The sequence below is a fragment of the Agrobacterium salinitolerans genome, assembly GCF_027498475.1.
Lineage (GTDB): Bacteria > Pseudomonadota > Alphaproteobacteria > Rhizobiales > Rhizobiaceae > Agrobacterium > Agrobacterium salinitolerans.
In genome coordinates, this window is the sequence record NZ_JAPZLN010000003.1 from 214,490 (window position 1) to 229,272 (window position 14,783).

Annotated in this window: 16 protein-coding genes and 1 tRNA gene; 15 read left to right on the plus strand and 2 right to left on the minus strand. The window is 58.6% G+C overall.

Going from position 1 to position 14,783, the window contains the following annotated elements; genetic code table 11:
- Window positions 1-130 precede the first annotated feature (130 nt).
- From O9X91_RS13005 to O9X91_RS13020, 4 genes are all read left to right on the plus strand, one after another.
- On the plus strand, window positions 131-394 hold the full coding sequence (locus O9X91_RS13005; protein WP_003502742.1) for a hypothetical protein: 264 nt from the start codon (window positions 131-133) through the stop codon (window positions 392-394).
- 15 nt (window positions 395-409) lie between these two features.
- Window positions 410-637 (plus strand): hypothetical protein, encoded by a 228-nt coding sequence (locus tag O9X91_RS13010; RefSeq protein WP_077982290.1) that lies wholly within the window; start codon window positions 410-412, stop codon window positions 635-637.
- 327 nt (window positions 638-964) lie between these two features.
- The gene (locus O9X91_RS13015) at window positions 965-1,129 is read left to right on the plus strand and encodes a hypothetical protein (protein ID WP_077982291.1); all 165 of its coding nucleotides are present in this window, start codon (window positions 965-967) and stop codon (window positions 1,127-1,129) included.
- 87 nt (window positions 1,130-1,216) lie between these two features.
- Window positions 1,217-1,306: transfer RNA gene (locus O9X91_RS13020), tRNA-Ser, on the plus strand.
- 42 nt (window positions 1,307-1,348) lie between these two features.
- Here the strand turns inward: O9X91_RS13020 and O9X91_RS13025 are convergent.
- Together O9X91_RS13025 and O9X91_RS13030 are read right to left on the minus strand one after the other, a co-directional pair.
- Window positions 1,349-2,539: an IS481 family transposase gene (locus O9X91_RS13025; protein WP_269834263.1), complete on the minus strand. Its 1,191-nt coding sequence runs from the start codon at window positions 2,537-2,539 to the stop codon at window positions 1,349-1,351.
- A gap of 200 nt (window positions 2,540-2,739) precedes the next feature.
- Window positions 2,740-3,078: a hypothetical protein gene (locus O9X91_RS13030; RefSeq protein WP_269833256.1), complete on the minus strand. Its 339-nt coding sequence runs from the start codon at window positions 3,076-3,078 to the stop codon at window positions 2,740-2,742.
- 318 nt (window positions 3,079-3,396) lie between these two features.
- On the opposite strand from O9X91_RS13030, the gene O9X91_RS13035 reads away from it, so the two are divergent.
- The 11 genes from O9X91_RS13035 (at window position 3,397) to arsB (ending at window position 14,782) form a co-directional block, all read left to right on the plus strand.
- Window positions 3,397-4,485: a septal ring lytic transglycosylase RlpA family protein gene (locus O9X91_RS13035; RefSeq protein ID WP_137410306.1), complete on the plus strand. Its 1,089-nt coding sequence runs from the start codon at window positions 3,397-3,399 to the stop codon at window positions 4,483-4,485.
- A 75-nt stretch (window positions 4,486-4,560) separates the two neighbouring features.
- On the plus strand, window positions 4,561-5,733 hold the full coding sequence (locus O9X91_RS13040) for a D-alanyl-D-alanine carboxypeptidase family protein (RefSeq protein WP_077982293.1): 1,173 nt from the start codon (window positions 4,561-4,563) through the stop codon (window positions 5,731-5,733).
- A gap of 137 nt (window positions 5,734-5,870) precedes the next feature.
- Window positions 5,871-6,545, plus strand: coding sequence for a dTMP kinase (gene tmk, locus O9X91_RS13045; RefSeq protein ID WP_137410305.1), 675 nt, complete (start codon window positions 5,871-5,873; stop codon window positions 6,543-6,545).
- Complete coding sequence (locus tag O9X91_RS13050) at window positions 6,538-7,563, plus strand: DNA polymerase III subunit delta' (RefSeq protein ID WP_269823934.1); 1,026 nt, start codon at window positions 6,538-6,540, stop codon at window positions 7,561-7,563. The genes tmk and O9X91_RS13050 overlap by 8 nt, the downstream gene beginning before the upstream one ends.
- Before the next feature lie 111 nt (window positions 7,564-7,674).
- On the plus strand, window positions 7,675-9,225 hold the full coding sequence (gene metG / locus O9X91_RS13055; protein ID WP_142912216.1) for a methionine--tRNA ligase: 1,551 nt from the start codon (window positions 7,675-7,677) through the stop codon (window positions 9,223-9,225).
- A gap of 11 nt (window positions 9,226-9,236) precedes the next feature.
- Window positions 9,237-10,019 (plus strand): TatD family hydrolase, encoded by a 783-nt coding sequence (locus O9X91_RS13060; protein WP_142912215.1) that lies wholly within the window; start codon window positions 9,237-9,239, stop codon window positions 10,017-10,019.
- 2 nt (window positions 10,020-10,021) lie between these two features.
- Window positions 10,022-10,846, plus strand: a complete 825-nt coding sequence (locus O9X91_RS13065) for an MBL fold metallo-hydrolase (RefSeq protein ID WP_142912214.1) — start codon at window positions 10,022-10,024, stop codon at window positions 10,844-10,846.
- Between the two features lie 21 nt (window positions 10,847-10,867).
- On the plus strand, window positions 10,868-12,649 hold the full coding sequence (locus O9X91_RS13070) for a chloride channel protein (RefSeq protein WP_416172074.1): 1,782 nt from the start codon (window positions 10,868-10,870) through the stop codon (window positions 12,647-12,649).
- Window positions 12,650-12,759: 110 nt separating this feature from the next.
- Window positions 12,760-13,113 carry an ArsR/SmtB family transcription factor gene (locus O9X91_RS13075; RefSeq protein ID WP_142912212.1) on the plus strand — a complete coding sequence of 118 codons (354 nt, stop codon included), beginning with the start codon at window positions 12,760-12,762 and terminating at the stop codon, window positions 13,111-13,113.
- Window positions 13,114-13,196: 83 nt separating this feature from the next.
- A complete protein-coding gene (locus O9X91_RS13080; protein WP_077982309.1) occupies window positions 13,197-13,724 on the plus strand; it encodes an arsenate reductase ArsC in 528 nt (175 codons plus the stop codon).
- Window positions 13,724-14,782, plus strand: coding sequence for an ACR3 family arsenite efflux transporter (arsB, locus tag O9X91_RS13085; protein ID WP_269834312.1), 1,059 nt, complete (start codon window positions 13,724-13,726; stop codon window positions 14,780-14,782). Before O9X91_RS13080 ends, arsB begins: the two co-directional genes overlap by 1 nt.
- Window position 14,783: the final 1 nt, after the last annotated feature.

Sequence of the window (14,783 nt, forward strand, 5' to 3'; positions counted from 1 at the left end):
CACATTCATTCCGGCCGCCGGATGCGTTTCCCGCCGGGAAATAGCCGTGCAAAGCTTTACCCCGAGGCGATCGGCATTGAAATGATGTTTTGCCGCTGCTACCTGATAACAACCAAGCAAAGGACGGCATATGGCAGCGCGCGACAGATATTCTCGGAAGCTCGAATGTTCCAAATGTGGTCATCAGGGTTTTGCCGAAGCGTCGGAATCGGATGACAAGAGCCGCCGGGACGTCGATTTTCGCATCGATGAAATGCCGCGCGGATTTCGCGCGGAGCGCGTCTCGGGCGATCCGACGGATTTCATGATCCGCTGCGCCCAGTGCGGCAATATATTCCGTTTCTTGCAGAAAACCGCCTACGCGCCCGGAGGCGAGCCGCGCGTGAAGGCCTGAAGGAAAGGTGCCGGCATGACCTTACCACAACAACCGAACGGAGCGCCGCAAAGGCGCAAGCCGATCTGGCCGTGGATCGTGCTGCTGGTGCTGACGCTCTCGGCCATCTATTCCTATAATCGCGCCAACGAAATCATCACTGAGTTGTCCGATAGCTTGCCGCCGGCGCTGCTAAATCTGTTCGAGGATATTCTCCGAGGTGACGGCCGGCACGGCAATGGCGGGCCGAGCATCGGCGTCTGAGACGATGGCGGTTATCGGCCGCTGGCCTTTCGGTCACGCTTCTTTTTTGTGGTCATAATAGAAAAAAAGCCCCGCAAAGAGGCGGGGCAGGTTGATCGCTCGGGGAAAGTTGGGCAATGCCCGGGAGCGATGGCCTGATATAAATGACAATAGTGCTGACGCGATAGGCCATTTCCGTCTCAAACAGTACGCCTATGCATAAATTTCACCCAATTTGCGGATTTTTGAACGATAAGTTCGCCGAATCTGTAAGACAACTTGACAGACTTTCACTTTGTTCTTTGCGTTGCCCAGAATTGCACATATTCGGCTTTAAGATAACGTGACATGAGCAAACGCATGGATAAATCGGGAATCCTCTTTGTGGCGCTTTTGCTGGCGCTTGTGGCAATCGTTTTAAGCCTGACGCTATTCGATACGGCTCAGCAGGCGCCGTCGATACCTTCAGGTGACGGATCCCTGTTGCCGCCGGCCACGACACCGGGGCAATGATCTGCCTACCACGAAAGAAGAGCGACGCCGCTCGACCGGTCGGGATTGACGACCTTTTTCAAACCGCTATAAAGCCTCACCACCGATGGATGGGTGTCCGAGTGGTTTAAGGAACCGGTCTTGAAAACCGGCGTGCGTGAGAGCGTACCGTGGGTTCGAATCCCACCCCATCTGCCATCAAGCTTTGTCCAGACCGGAGACATAGGTAACAGTTTGTACCTAAGACATAGGTGACAATCTCGTGCCGAACGGATTGTCGATTGTTTGCAGCGTTCTCTGTTCCAGGTCGATATATCCTAGATCGTAATGCATGAAGCTGACGAGCCAAATGCCGTCTTCCACCTCCTTTAATCCCAGTTTCTGTCCGGCCAGTACGGTCGATATATTGATCTTCTTGCGAAAGAGGCAGGCGCGTCCGCAATTGGTGACGATGATGTCTCGATCATGGAAGGGATAATCGATCTCCGGCAGGCCAAGGTAGGGGCGCAAAGAGGCGGTATAGAGATCAGCAGGCACTTTCATGCTGATCGCCTCATGCGGCCTCTCGCCATTGAATTCGCTGACGAATGCATCAAAGCGTACCTGTTGCTGGAGAAGGCTACGTTCGGGTGGGCGAGTTGCCTCCTTCTTCAATGTCAGATGCATACGCTCATGCCGGCCGTTCTGCTGTGGATGGCCCGGTTTGATGCGCTCGATCGCTATCCCAAGCCTCAACCAGAAAACCGACAGCTTCGACAGATTGTACAGCCCGTTTGGTGAGGCAAAAGGTAGCCCGTTGTCCGAGCGTATCGCCTGAGGCAGGCCATGTTCGGCAAACAGGCGGCGGAAGGCTTCGATCACGGCTTGCTCTCGTGTCGATTCGAAGGCTTCGCAAGCCAATAGATAGCGGGATGCCTGATCGGTTACGGTCAAAGGGTAACAATAACGGCCATCCCCAAGTTTGAACTCGCCCTTGAAGTCGGCGCACCACAGATCGTTGGCATTGACGGCTTGCGACAGCGTGGTGCCCATGGCCTTGTTTGCCCGGTTCCTCTTGCGGGCCTGGCGCACAAGGCCATGGCGGTCGAGCACCGCATGTACGGTGCTGCTCGCCGGAATACGGACGTCGCCAGCGAGCTTTTTCACCAGCAGTTCGCGGATCTTGCGCGCACCCCAATGAGGCTTCTCCTTTTTGAGGCGCACGATCATTGCCTCGACGGGATCGGGGAGTTGGTTGGCGTAGCGCACCGGACGCCGGGAGCGGTCCGTCAGAGCTTCAAGCCCGTCGTCCTTGTAGCGATAGAATATCTTGTAGCCGGTCTTGCGCGATATGCCGAAGTCCCGGCACACCTCGCTCATTCCTTCGCCCTCCAGCAAACGGGCGACAAAGCGTAGACGTTCTTCCATAACCGAAGTCTCTCTCCACGGCATCAACACCTCCCGCAAAGCGAAAAGTGTTACCCATGTCTCCGGTACAAAACGTCACCTATCTCTCAAGTCGGACACTTTAAAATCATTCGAACAATGCTGCGGTGAGGGATGCTTCGATCCCGCTTCCTGGCTTTGGAATGGCTGGAAAACACCGCGAACGGGAATCCCGCTGTGCAGCGGGTTCCATTTTGTCGATGCAATCATATTTCCGGGCAGCCCCGTTCATTGGCGAAGGTGATGCGATCCGGTCCCCGGCGCGTGAAGCCTTCTACGACGACACGACCCGGGGTGACGCGCACGACCTCGGGATCGCGCAGGCCGGCCTCACGGGCGGCGGCGCGGGCTTCGCGTTCGCTACAGCCGCGCATGCGGGGCGGGCCGCGGCGGTCTATGTCCCGGTCACGATCGCGGATGACGGGGCGAACGCCGTCGGGGCCGATTCTGAGTTCCATGTCCTGCGCACCTGCGGGGATCGGCGCGGCGAAGGATACCAAGGCGATGCCCATCGCAAGAACTGTGGTTCTCATAAGCTTGATCATGTTTCCTCCCTCAGCCGAAACCGGCGGAAAGCTCGTTTCTTTGCGGGGAGAGAACGCGGTTGCCCTCCGTTTGTTCCTTGCGGATGCGGTGAGCGTGAGATGTTGAGGCGGGTAAATCCGGCCCGATGGGTGGGCTCAAAAGATAGAAATCATTAACCACGTTCGTTACAATTTTATCGAATTTGCAGAAGTCGTTCGCATTTTCGCCACGTTATGCACAAGATTAAGCGACTGTTAGGTGCTTCGATGGCAGGGGCAAATAATCGAGGCAAGTGAGGGTGCGGTTCTCCGAGCCAATAGCAGCGTGGGGCAGACGATTTGAATTCTACGGTCAAGAAACTCGGCATCAACGCCAGGTCGGGCGTGAAGTGGCTTGCAATTTCCGTGCTTTGCGCCGCAACCGCATCGTGTTCCACGACATCCGAGACCAAGCCTAAGCCCAAGCGCAGCAAGGAATATTTTTCCGAATCCGAATATGGCGTCAAAGCCAGCCCGCGTGTGGCCGATGGCAAGGCCATTCCCAAGGGCGGCGGGCGCGAGCTGATCGGCAATGCCTATACCGTCAAGGGCCGCCGTTATTTCCCCAAGGAAGAACCGGGTTACAACAAGACCGGCCTTGCCTCCTGGTATGGTTCCGCCTTCCATGGTCGCCTGACCGCCAATGGCGAAGTCTACGACAAAGAACATCTTTCTGCCGCACATCCGACATTTCCCCTGCCGAGCTACGCGCGCGTCACCAATATGGACAATGGCGCGTCGGTTCTGGTGCGCGTCAACGATCGCGGACCGTTCCACGAAGGCCGCCTGATCGACGTTTCAAGCAAGACGGCCGATCTTCTCGACATGAAGACCACTGGCACGGCCAATGTGCGGGTACAATACGCCGGACGTGCGCCGCTCGATGGTCACGATATGCCTTATCTGATGGCATCTTATATTCCGAAGGGTTCTCGCTCACCGGGTGTGGCGCCGGAAGGGCAGATCGCGACAGGCGTGATGGTGGCTTCAGCCTCGCCGAATTTCGTTCCGGCTCCGGCGTCCAACCCGAATTATGGCGGCTCGACCCAGACAGCGCTTGTCGGCTCCAGGAAGAATGCAGCGTTGCAGGCCATGCCGCTGGTCAATGGTTCGGCACCGGCTTTCGAACAGTTCGCGATCCTGCCGGAAATCGGTCCTTTCCTGGCCGAACGTCCGGAAGGCAATTTCATGCGTGAACCGGCGGCGCCCGGCGGCAATTATCTGCGTGTGCCGACGCCTTCCTCCAAATTTGCGGCGGCCTATTCCGAAGAATCGGCTACGGTCTCCAGGACCGCGAGCGCCTTCGACAGCGTGCTCGTCGACCGTGGCGCGCTCAACGAGCAATCGATACTCGCCCATGTGAAACGTCAGCAGGCGAAGTCGCGCTGACGAATTGAAGGATACGGCCGGCCTTTTGCCTTTGTCGCGGGCAGCCGGTTACGGCAGGCAGGACTGGGCGGTTTCATGCGCAAGGCCATTCATCGCTCCTATTGTTCGCTCCTCGCAGCGGCAGCGTTTGCGCTTTTCAGTGCAAGCCCGGCACAATCGCAGACCGGCCCCTTCATCGCCAAGGCGGAACAGGCCTATATGATCGATGCCGAAACAGGCACGGTGCTTCTTTCGCAAAATGAGGATCAGCCTTTTCCGCCCGCATCGCTCGCCAAGCTGATGACGGTGGAAGTGGTGCTGGATGCGCTTTCAAAGGGGCAGGTGACGGCAGAGACGGCTTATCCCGTCTCGGAATATGCCTGGCGCACGGGCGGTGCGCCTTCACGCACCTCGACGATGTTCGCGGCGCTGAAATCCTCGGTCAGCATCAACGATCTCTTGACCGGGATCATCGTTCAGAACGCCAATGACGGCTGTATCGTCGTCGCCGAAGGCATGGCAGGTTCGGATGCCGCTTTCGCCAAACGCATGACGGTGAGGGCGGACGAACTGGGCATGAGCCGCAGCACCTTTACCAATTCGACCGGGCTTCCCGACCCCGGCAACCGGACGAGTGCGAGGGATATGGTGCGCCTTGCCCAGCATCTGCATGACACCTATCCCGACCGTTACGGGCTTTTTACCAAGCCGGATTTCGAATGGAACCGGATTTTCCAGCGCAACAAGAATACGCTCCTGATGCCCGGTAGCGGTATCGACGGTCTCGGTCTCGGTTTTGCGGAAGGCAGCGGTTTTGCGGCTGTCGTTTCGGCCGAGCGGGGAGGCCGCCGGGTCTATCTGGCGCTTGGCGGCATCGCGGACGACAAGACGCGGCAGGAAGAGGCCCGCCGGGTGGTGGACTGGGGCCTGACCGCCTTTGAAAAACGCCATCTCTTCAGCAGGGACGAAGCCGTCGGGTCTGTCAGCGTTTATGGCGGCGATGTTTCGCATATCGATCTTTCGCCGAAGGAAGATGTGAGCGTGCTTGTGCCGGTCAATAATCCGGACCGTATTTCTGGCCGGATCGTCTATCGCTGGCCCCTGAATGCGCCGCTGGACGTCGGTGCAAATGCCGGAACGCTTAAGATTTTCTCGGGCGAGCGCCTGTTGCGGGAAGTGCCGCTTTACACGAAGGCGGCGGTCGGCAAGGGGTCGCTCACCCAGAATGCGACAGGCGCGCTGAAGGAACTGCTGCTGTTCTGGCTCTGAAAGCCTGTTGCACGGGCGGCCTTGTTCCTATGCTTTTGTTCAGGCATCGGATTTTCTGAAAAGCGCTTCACACTTTTCCGTTCGATGCTGTAAACAGGCATTTCAACATTGACGTGAATTCCTCGCAGGACGTGACATTGGCCGAAAAGACCGGATTGTTCATCAGCTTCGAAGGCGGCGAAGGCGCCGGCAAGTCGACGCAGATTCGCACGCTTGCCGAGGCGCTTCGCGGCCGTGGTTTCGAGGTGGTCGTGACGCGTGAGCCGGGCGGCTCGCCGGGTGCGGAGGCCGTTCGGCATGTTCTGCTCTCGGGTGCGGCAGAGTCCTTCGGGGTGCGCATGGAAGCAATCCTGTTTGCGGCGGCGCGCAACGACCATGTCGAAGAGGTCATTCGTCCGGCGCTTGCGCGCGGCGAGATCGTGCTCTGCGACCGCTTTCTTGATTCCTCGCGTGTCTATCAGGGCACGACCGGCAATCTGGAGCCTGATTTCATCGAGACGCTGCAACGGATAGCCATCGATGGCGTCGTGCCGGAGTTGACGCTGATCTTCGATATCGCCGCCGAAAAGGGGCTCGCCCGCGCCAGAAAACGGGCGGATGAGGGTGCTACGCCGGATCGGTTCGAAAAAGAGGAAATCGAGACCCACGAGAAGCGTCGTGAGGCCTATCTGGATATTGCGCTCGCCGAGCCGCGTCGTTGCCGGATCGTGAACGCCGACCAGCCGCAGGAAAAGGTGACAGAGGATGTCATGTCCTTTGTCGAGCCGTTGCTCGAGCGTGCGGGAAAAGCTGCGGACGCCGCGCATGAGTGAGGTTCAGGGCGTTCTCGACGGCGCGATTGCGCCGCAGCAGAACACGAGGCTTTTCGGGCACGAGGAGGCGGAGGCCTTTCTTGCGCAATCCTATCGCTCCGGCAAAGGCCATCACGCCATTCTGATCGAGGGACCGGAGGGGATCGGCAAGGCGACGCTCGCCTTTCGTTTCGCCAATCATGTGTTGACCCATCCCGATCCCGCATCCGCGCCGGATTTCCTTGCCGATCCCGATCCGCAATCACTGGTCAGCCGGCAGATCACCGCCGGCGCCTCGCACAATCTGCTGCATCTGACCCGTCCTGTGGACGAAAAGACGGGCCGTGTGAAATCCGCCATTACGGTGGACGAGGTGCGGCGGGCAGGGCACTTCTTTTCGCAGACATCCGGCACGGGCAACTGGCGCATCGTCATCATCGATCCTGCCGACGATCTTAACCGGAACGCCGCCAATGCCATCCTGAAAATACTGGAGGAGCCACCGAAGCGGGCGATGTTCCTGGTGCTTTCGCATGCACCGGGAAAATTGCTGCCGACCATCCGTTCGCGCTGCATGCCGCTCCGGCTCGTGCCGCTTTCCGATGCGGCGATGGTGCAAGCGCTCGATCAACTCGACATCAGCCCCGAAGGTGAGAAACGCGACGCTCTGCTTGCCGCCGCCAAGGGCAGCGTGGCGCAGGCGCTGAAACTGATGAATTATGGCGGTTCCGACATTGTCGAGGTCTTTGCCGAAGTGATGACTGCCGAAGGGCCGGGCGCGCGCAAGCGCATGCACAAGCTTGCCGAGGTTCTGGCGCAGAAAGATGGCGACATCGTTCTCGGATTCTTCATGGAGCATGTGACGGAAGAGCTGATGGCGCGAGCGCGGGCGGCGGCAATGGCGGGTGACATTGCGGCGGCAGAAAAACATGCCCGGCTTTCCTCGACGCTTTCGGAGCGCATCACTGTGGCGCAGGCCTATAATCTCGACAAGAAGCAGATGGTGCTTTCCATTCTGGAAGATATTCGTTCGGTTTAGGCGCCGGGATATGAATCATACCCGAAATGGGGAAGTTGTTGTTTCGCTGCTGCGAACAATGGTTTAAGAGCGGTCTATCCAAAAAACAGCCTGTAAAGTCGATCGACCGTCATGACAGACAAGACACCGTTCTACATCACCACCGCGATCTCCTATCCCAACGGCAAGCCGCATATCGGCCATGCCTATGAGTTGATTGCGACGGACGCCATGGCACGCTTTCAGCGCCTGGACGGAATGGATGTTTTCTTCCTGACCGGCACCGACGAACATGGCCAGAAGATGCAGCAGACGGCGCGGGCGGAAGGTATTTCGCCGGAAGAGCTCGCCCAGCGCAACTCCGACCAGTTCCGCGCGATGGGCAAGATGCTCAACGCCTCGAACGACGATTTCATCCGCACCACGGAAGAGCGTCACCATGAGACCTCGCGCAATATCTGGAACCTGATGGCCGGTAGCGGTGACATCTACAAGGACAGCTATGCCGGCTGGTATTCCGTGCGCGACGAAGCCTATTACGCCGAGGACGAGACGGAAGTGCGCGCCGATGGCGTCCGTTACGGGCCACAGGGCACGCCGGTGGAATGGGTGGAAGAGGAAAGCTATTTCTTCAAGCTCTCCGAATATCAGGATAAACTCCTGAAACTCTACGAAGAGAACCCTGACTTCATCGGTCCGGCCGAGCGTCGCAACGAAATCATTTCGTTCGTGAAATCCGGTCTTAAGGACCTGTCGATTTCCCGTACCACCTTCGATTGGGGCATCAAGGTCCCCAACGATCCGAAGCACGTCATGTATGTCTGGGTCGATGCGCTGACCAACTACATCACCGCGACCGGTTACATCGAGGATAAAAACGGCCCGCGTGCGAAATATTGGCCCGCCGACGTGCATATCATAGGCAAGGACATCATCCGTTTCCACGCGGTCTATTGGCCGGCCTTCCTGATGAGCGCCAAGCTGCCGCTGCCCAAGCGGGTTTATGCGCATGGCTTCCTGCTCAACAAGGGCGAGAAGATGTCGAAGTCGCTCGGCAACGTCGTCGATCCAGCCAATCTGGTAAACCATTTCGGTCTCGATCAGGTCCGTTATTTCTTCCTGCGCGAAGTCTCCTTCGGCCAGGACGGCAGCTATAGCGAAGAGGGCATCGCCACCCGTATCAATGCCGATCTTGCCAATGGCATCGGCAATCTCGCCAGCCGTTCACTCTCGATGATCGTCAAGAATTGCGACGGCCAGATCCCGACGCCCGGTGAGTTCACCGAAGAAGACAAGGCGATGCTTGGCTCCGCCGATGGGCTGCTTGAGATTTGCCGCGAGGAGATGGGCAAGCAGCTCATCCACCGTGCGCTTGCGGCCATCATCGCCGTCGTCTCGGAAACCGACCGCTATTTCGCCTCGCAGGAGCCGTGGGCGCTGAAAAAGACCGACCCTGAGCGCATGGGCACCGTGCTTTACGTTACGGCGGAAGTGGTGCGCCAGATCGGCATTCTCCTGCAGCCCTTCATGCCGGAATCCTGCGAGAAGCTGCTCGATCTCGTCGCTGCGCCTGTCGATAAACGTGATTTCGCTGCTTTGGGCGCAGCTGGCCGTCTGGTTCCGGGCACGCCGCTGGAAGCACCGAAGCCGGTTTTCCCGCGTTATGTCGCGCCGGAAGCTTGAAGGCGACAACCATGCTGATCGATACCCATTGTCATCTGGATTTTCCCGATTTCGAGGCCGAGCGCGACGACATTATCGCCCGCGCCCATGCTTCTGGCGTCGCCCAAATGGTGACGATCTCGACCCGGGTGCGTCGGCTGCCGGAGCTTTTGAAGATCGCGGAAAAATATCCGTCGGTCTTCTGTTCGGTCGGTACGCATCCCAACAATGCCGACGAGGAACTGGATATTTCCGCCGACGAGCTTGTGCGGCTCGCGGAGAGCCATGACAAGATCGTGGCGATCGGTGAGGCGGGTCTGGATTATTTCTACGATATGCAGAAGCCGGAAGACCAGAAGACCGGCCTCATCCGCCACATCAAGGCGGCAAGACGAACGAAGCTGCCGCTCGTTATCCACAGCCGCAGCGCCGATGAGGACATGGCCGCTATTTTGCGCGAGGAAAGCGACAAGGGGGCGTTCCCCTTCATTTTGCACTGCTTCTCTGCCGGCCCTGAATTGGCGAGAACCGGCGTCGAACTTGGCGGTTATGTGTCCTTCTCCGGTATTCTGACCTTCCCGAAATCGCAGGATATCCGTGATATCGCCGCCACCGTGCCGCTGGACAGGCTGCTGGTGGAAACGGATGCGCCTTATCTCGCGCCAAAGCGCTGGCGCGGGAAGCGCAACGAACCCTCCTATGTGGTCAACACAGCAGAGGTTCTGGCCGAGGTGCATGGCGTTTCCTTCGAGCGCATGGCCGAAATCACCACCGAAAACGCCTTCCGCTGCTTTTCCAAGATGACAAGGGTGTAGACGTGGCAATCTACCGTCGTCGCTTCACGGTTCTCGGTTGCGCGTCGTCGCCTGGCGTGCCGCGCATCAACGGCGACTGGGGCGCCTGCGATCCCGAGAACCCGAAGAACCGGCGTACGCGAACGGCCTTTATGGTGGAGCAGATCGGCCCTGACGGTGGCAGGACGACCGTCGTTATCGACACCGGCCCGGATTTTCGCGAGCAGATGATCGCCGCAAAGGTGGAGGCGGTCGATGCGGTGCTTTACACCCACGCCCATGCCGACCATCTGCACGGCATAGATGATCTGCGCATCTATTTCGCTCTTCAGAAACACCGCATCCCCATCTATGCCGATCCCGTCACCATGGCGCGCATAAGGGACGGTTTCGCCTATTGCCTGGAGACCCCGCCGGGCAGCAACTATCCGCCCATCGTCGAACCGCGGATCATTGCCGATATCGACACGACCTTGATTATCGACGGGGCAGGCGGGCCGATCCCATTCAACGTGCATATGCAGCAGCATGGCGATGTGCATTCGCTGGGTTTCCGTATTGGTGACGTCGCCTATTGCACCGATGTCAGCGATTTTCCGGCAAAAAGCCTGCCGAAGCTTGCCGGTCTCGATGTCCTCGTCATCGATGCGCTGCAGCACCGTTATCACCCCAGCCATCTTTCGCTGGAACAGGCGCTCAGCTGGATCGAAAGATTCGCACCCAAAAGGGCGATCTTGACCCACATGCACATCCCGCTCGATTATGAAACGGTGATGCGTGAAACGCCTGATCATGTTGAACCGGCTTATGATCAGATGCGTTTCGAAATCGAGATCGAAGCAGCCTGACGCCGCCTGAGAAGGAATAACATGTCGACCAAGCCTTTCCGTGCACCCAGTATGGCGAGCTTTTTCGACAATCTGCGCGCCAGCCGCCTGCGGGCGATGTTTCGGCGCGGTGAAGTGGGGCTGGTGCTTCTTGCCGTCTTGATCGGCATTGCAGCGGGCCTTCTGGTGGCGTTGATCGGCGCCCTGAGCACGGCGCTGCATGTTATGGTTTTCGGCGTCGAGCGGCTGAGCAGCAGCGATCTCTCCGGCCGTATCGTGCTCGCCGGGCCGATCGTCGGCGGCATCGTGCTCGGCATGATCATCTTCATTCTTTCGAAGACACGCAAAAAACCCATGATCGACCCCATCGAGGCGAATGCGCTGCATGGCGGTCGCCTGTCGCTAACGGACAGCATCATCGTCTGCGTGCAGAATATCGTCTCCAATGGTTTTGGCGCTTCTGTCGGGCTTGAGGCCGGCTACACGCAGATCGCCAGCGGCGTTGCCTCGAAGATCGGCATCAAGCTGAAACTGCGGCGAGGGGACATGCGTATTCTTGTCGGCTGTGGTGCGGCGGGCGCTATTGCTGCGGCCTTCAACGCGCCTCTGACCGGGGCGTTCTACGCCATCGAACTCATTATCGGCACCTATACCGTGGTGACGCTTGCGCCGCTCATCGTCGCGGCGCTGGTGGCGACGACGGTCATCGGAATTATCGGTGGCCATGGCATCTCGATCGATATTGTCGATGCCAGCCGTGTGACGCCGGCCGATTATGTGCCCGCCATCTTTCTCGGCGTCGTGTGTGCGGCCATTGGCATCGTGCTGATGCAGGCAGTGTCCTTCATCGAAGAAACTGCGCGTAAAAGCGCCATTCCGGGCTGGCTGCGTCCCACGATAGGCGGCGTGGCGGTGGGTGCTCTTGCGCTGATTTCACCGCAGGTACTGTCGAGCGGCCATGGCGCACTGCATCTCAACATCGATGCCGAACTGACGATATATGGGGTGGCCGGGCTGTTTCTACTGAAGGCAGCGGCCAGCGCCATTTCCATTGGCTCGAACTTCCGCGGCGGCCTCTTTTTCGCGTCGCTGTTCATGGGCTCGCTGCTCGGCAAGATTTTCGCGCTTTGCGCACCCTATATCGGTTATGGATCGACCGCGCCCATCGTTTATGCCGTGATCGGCATGAGCGCCTTTGCCGCCGCCATCATCGGCGGCCCGCTGACGATGACGTTTCTGGCGCTGGAACTGACAGGCGACTTCCAGATCACGGCTCTGGTGCTTGCTGCCGTCATCACCACCTCGCTCGTGGTGCGCACCACCTTCGGTTATTCCTTCGCCACCTGGCGTTTTCACCTGCGGGGCGAGAGCATTCGCAGCGCCCACGATATCGGCTGGATCCGCGACCTGACGGTCGGCAAGATGATGCGCGCCGATATCCGCAAGGCCAATGTCAGCATGGGGCTTCCGGCCTTCAAGGAGAAATTCCCGCTCGGCTCGACGCAACGGGTGATCATGACCCATGATGACGGGCGTTATGCCGGCATCGTCCTTGTCCCGGAAATCTACGCCGACCCGATGGATCGCGACCCCAGCAAAATCAGCCTCGAAACCTATCTGCATTACAAGAACGACGTGTTGCTGCCAACCATGAATGCCCGGCAAGCGGCTGCGGCCTTCGATGCGGCGGAAAGTGAAGCCCTGGTCGTCGTCAACGACAAGATCGAAAATCGTCCCGTGGGATTGCTGACTGAAAGCCATACGCTGAGGCGCTATAGCGAAGAACTGGATTTAAGACGCCGGGAGGCATCGGGCGAACTATAAAGTAAATCAGGAACTTAAAACAACTTATTGATATAAAATGCTCTTTTTATTTAACTTTTCTGCCTCGGTTGATTCCTTGACAATCTAGTTATATCCATTATTCTGGATATATGGATAATTTAACCGCAATAACGGCGCTTGGCGCTTTGGCCCAAGCCACCCGTCTGGAAACATTCCGGCTGCTTGTTAGGCGCGAGCCGGACGGCGTTCCCGCAGGTGAGCTTGCGCGTCTTCTCGACGTTCCCCAGAACACGATGTCGGCGCATCTCGCCACGCTTTCCCGGGCCGGTCTGGTCAAGAGTGAGCGGCAGAGCCGGTCTATCCTCTATCGCGCCGATCTTGACGGGTTGCGCCTGCTGACCCTGTTTCTGCTGAAGGATTGCTGCGGTGGTTCGACCGAGCTTTGCGCGCCGTTGATTGCCGAGCTGACGCCCTGCTGCAGCTTGCAGGCGACGCCGTCATGAACGCCGCCTGGCTGGTGTCCATCATCTCTTCTGCTTCGATCGCGGGGCTTGCCAGGCCACCGATCTAACCACGGACCGAAACCATGACCGATAAGATCTATAACGTGCTCTTTTTGTGCACGGGCAATTCCGCTCGCTCCATTCTTGCCGAATCCATTCTCGCCAAGGAAGGTGAGGGGAGGTTCAATGCCTATTCGGCCGGTAGCCAGCCGAAGGGAGAGGTAAATCCTCACGCCCTGAGGGAACTGGCCGTGCTGGGTTATCCGACCAGCGGGTTCACCTCGAAAAGCTGGGACGTGTTTGCCGGACCTGATGCGCCACGGATGGATTTCATCTTCACGGTGTGCGACAGCGCCGCCGGCGAAGCCTGTCCGGTCTGGATCGGCCATCCGATGACTGCCCATTGGGGGATAGAGGATCCCGCCGCTACGGTCGGCTCTGAGATCGAGGTTCAGCGCGCCTTCGCGCAGGCCGCTCGTTTCCTCAAGAACAGGATCGCGGCTTTCGTCAGCCTGCCGCTGCAATCCATCGATCGTATGGCGCTGGAGACCCGGCTTCGACAGATCGGTGCACTGGATGGAACCACCAATCCTGAAGGAAAGTCGGCCTGATGTCCCTGTTCGAACGTTATCTGACCGTCTGGGTGTTTCTGTGCATTGTCGCCGGTGTGGCGCTCGGCCATCTGATGCCCGGTGTCTTTCAGCTCATCGCTGCGGCCGAGATCGCCAAAGTGAACATTCCGGTTGCGATCCTGATCTGGCTGATGATCATTCCGATGCTGCTGAAGATCGATTTCCGGTCTCTTTCGCAGGTCGGCATGTTCTGGCGCGGCATTGGCGTGACCTTGTTCATCAACTGGGCCGTCAAGCCGTTCTCGATGGCGCTGCTCGGCTGGTTTTTCATCGGCTGGCTGTTCCGCCCTTATCTTCCGGCCGGTGAGATCGATTCCTACATTGCCGGGTTGATCATCCTTGCCGCGGCTCCTTGCACGGCCATGGTCTTCGTCTGGAGCAACCTTACGCGGGGTGAGCCGCTGTTCACGTTGTCGCAGGTCGCGCTCAACGATGCGATTATGGTCGTGGCTTTTGCTCCGGTGGTCGGCCTGCTGCTCGGTCTTTCCGCCATTACAGTGCCGTGGGCTACGCTTCTTCTTTCCGTTGCGCTTTATATTGTCGTTCCGGTCATCCTCGCGCAACTGGTCAGGCGCCGGCTCATGGCTGACGGAACCTCACGGACGCTGGATTACGTTCTCGCGAAATTGCAGCCGATTTCGCTGGTGGCGCTGCTTGCGACACTGGTTCTTCTCTTCGCTTTTCAGGGCGAGCAGATCATTGCCCAGCCGGCCGTCATCGGCCTCCTCGCCATCCCCATCCTCATCCAGGTCTATCTGAATTCGGGGCTCGCCTACGTCCTGAACCGCATGACGGGTGAGCGCCATTGCGTCGCTGGGCCTTCCGCAATCATTGGCGCCAGCAACTTCTTCGAACTCGCGGTCGCGGCCGCCATCAGCCTGTTCGGGTTTCAGTCGGGTGCGGCGCTGGCAACCGTTGTCGGCGTCCTCATAGAAGTTCCGGTCATGCTTTCTGTCGTCTGGATCGTGAACCGCTCGAAGGACTGGTATGAGGCTGCACCCGCCGTTTCCCGAACGATAACGACCGAAAGGCAATGAC

Coding starts and splice junctions, on each gene's coding strand:
- O9X91_RS13005 (WP_003502742.1), top strand. CDS start 131: ATGGCAGCGCGCGACAGATATTCTCGGAAGCTCGAATGTTCCAAATGT.
- O9X91_RS13010 (WP_077982290.1), top strand. CDS start 410: ATGACCTTACCACAACAACCGAACGGAGCGCCGCAAAGGCGCAAGCCG.
- O9X91_RS13015 (WP_077982291.1), top strand. CDS start 965: ATGAGCAAACGCATGGATAAATCGGGAATCCTCTTTGTGGCGCTTTTG.
- O9X91_RS13025 (WP_269834263.1), bottom strand. CDS start 2,539: ATGCCGTGGAGAGAGACTTCGGTTATGGAAGAACGTCTACGCTTTGTC.
- O9X91_RS13030 (WP_269833256.1), bottom strand. CDS start 3,078: ATGATCAAGCTTATGAGAACCACAGTTCTTGCGATGGGCATCGCCTTG.
- O9X91_RS13040 (WP_077982293.1), top strand. CDS start 4,561: ATGCGCAAGGCCATTCATCGCTCCTATTGTTCGCTCCTCGCAGCGGCA.
- O9X91_RS13050 (WP_269823934.1), top strand. CDS start 6,538: ATGAGTGAGGTTCAGGGCGTTCTCGACGGCGCGATTGCGCCGCAGCAG.
- metG (WP_142912216.1), top strand. CDS start 7,675: ATGACAGACAAGACACCGTTCTACATCACCACCGCGATCTCCTATCCC.
- O9X91_RS13060 (WP_142912215.1), top strand. CDS start 9,237: ATGCTGATCGATACCCATTGTCATCTGGATTTTCCCGATTTCGAGGCC.
- O9X91_RS13070 (WP_416172074.1), top strand. CDS start 10,868: ATGTCGACCAAGCCTTTCCGTGCACCCAGTATGGCGAGCTTTTTCGAC.
- O9X91_RS13075 (WP_142912212.1), top strand. CDS start 12,760: ATGGATAATTTAACCGCAATAACGGCGCTTGGCGCTTTGGCCCAAGCC.
- O9X91_RS13080 (WP_077982309.1), top strand. CDS start 13,197: ATGACCGATAAGATCTATAACGTGCTCTTTTTGTGCACGGGCAATTCC.
- arsB (WP_269834312.1), top strand. CDS start 13,724: ATGTCCCTGTTCGAACGTTATCTGACCGTCTGGGTGTTTCTGTGCATT.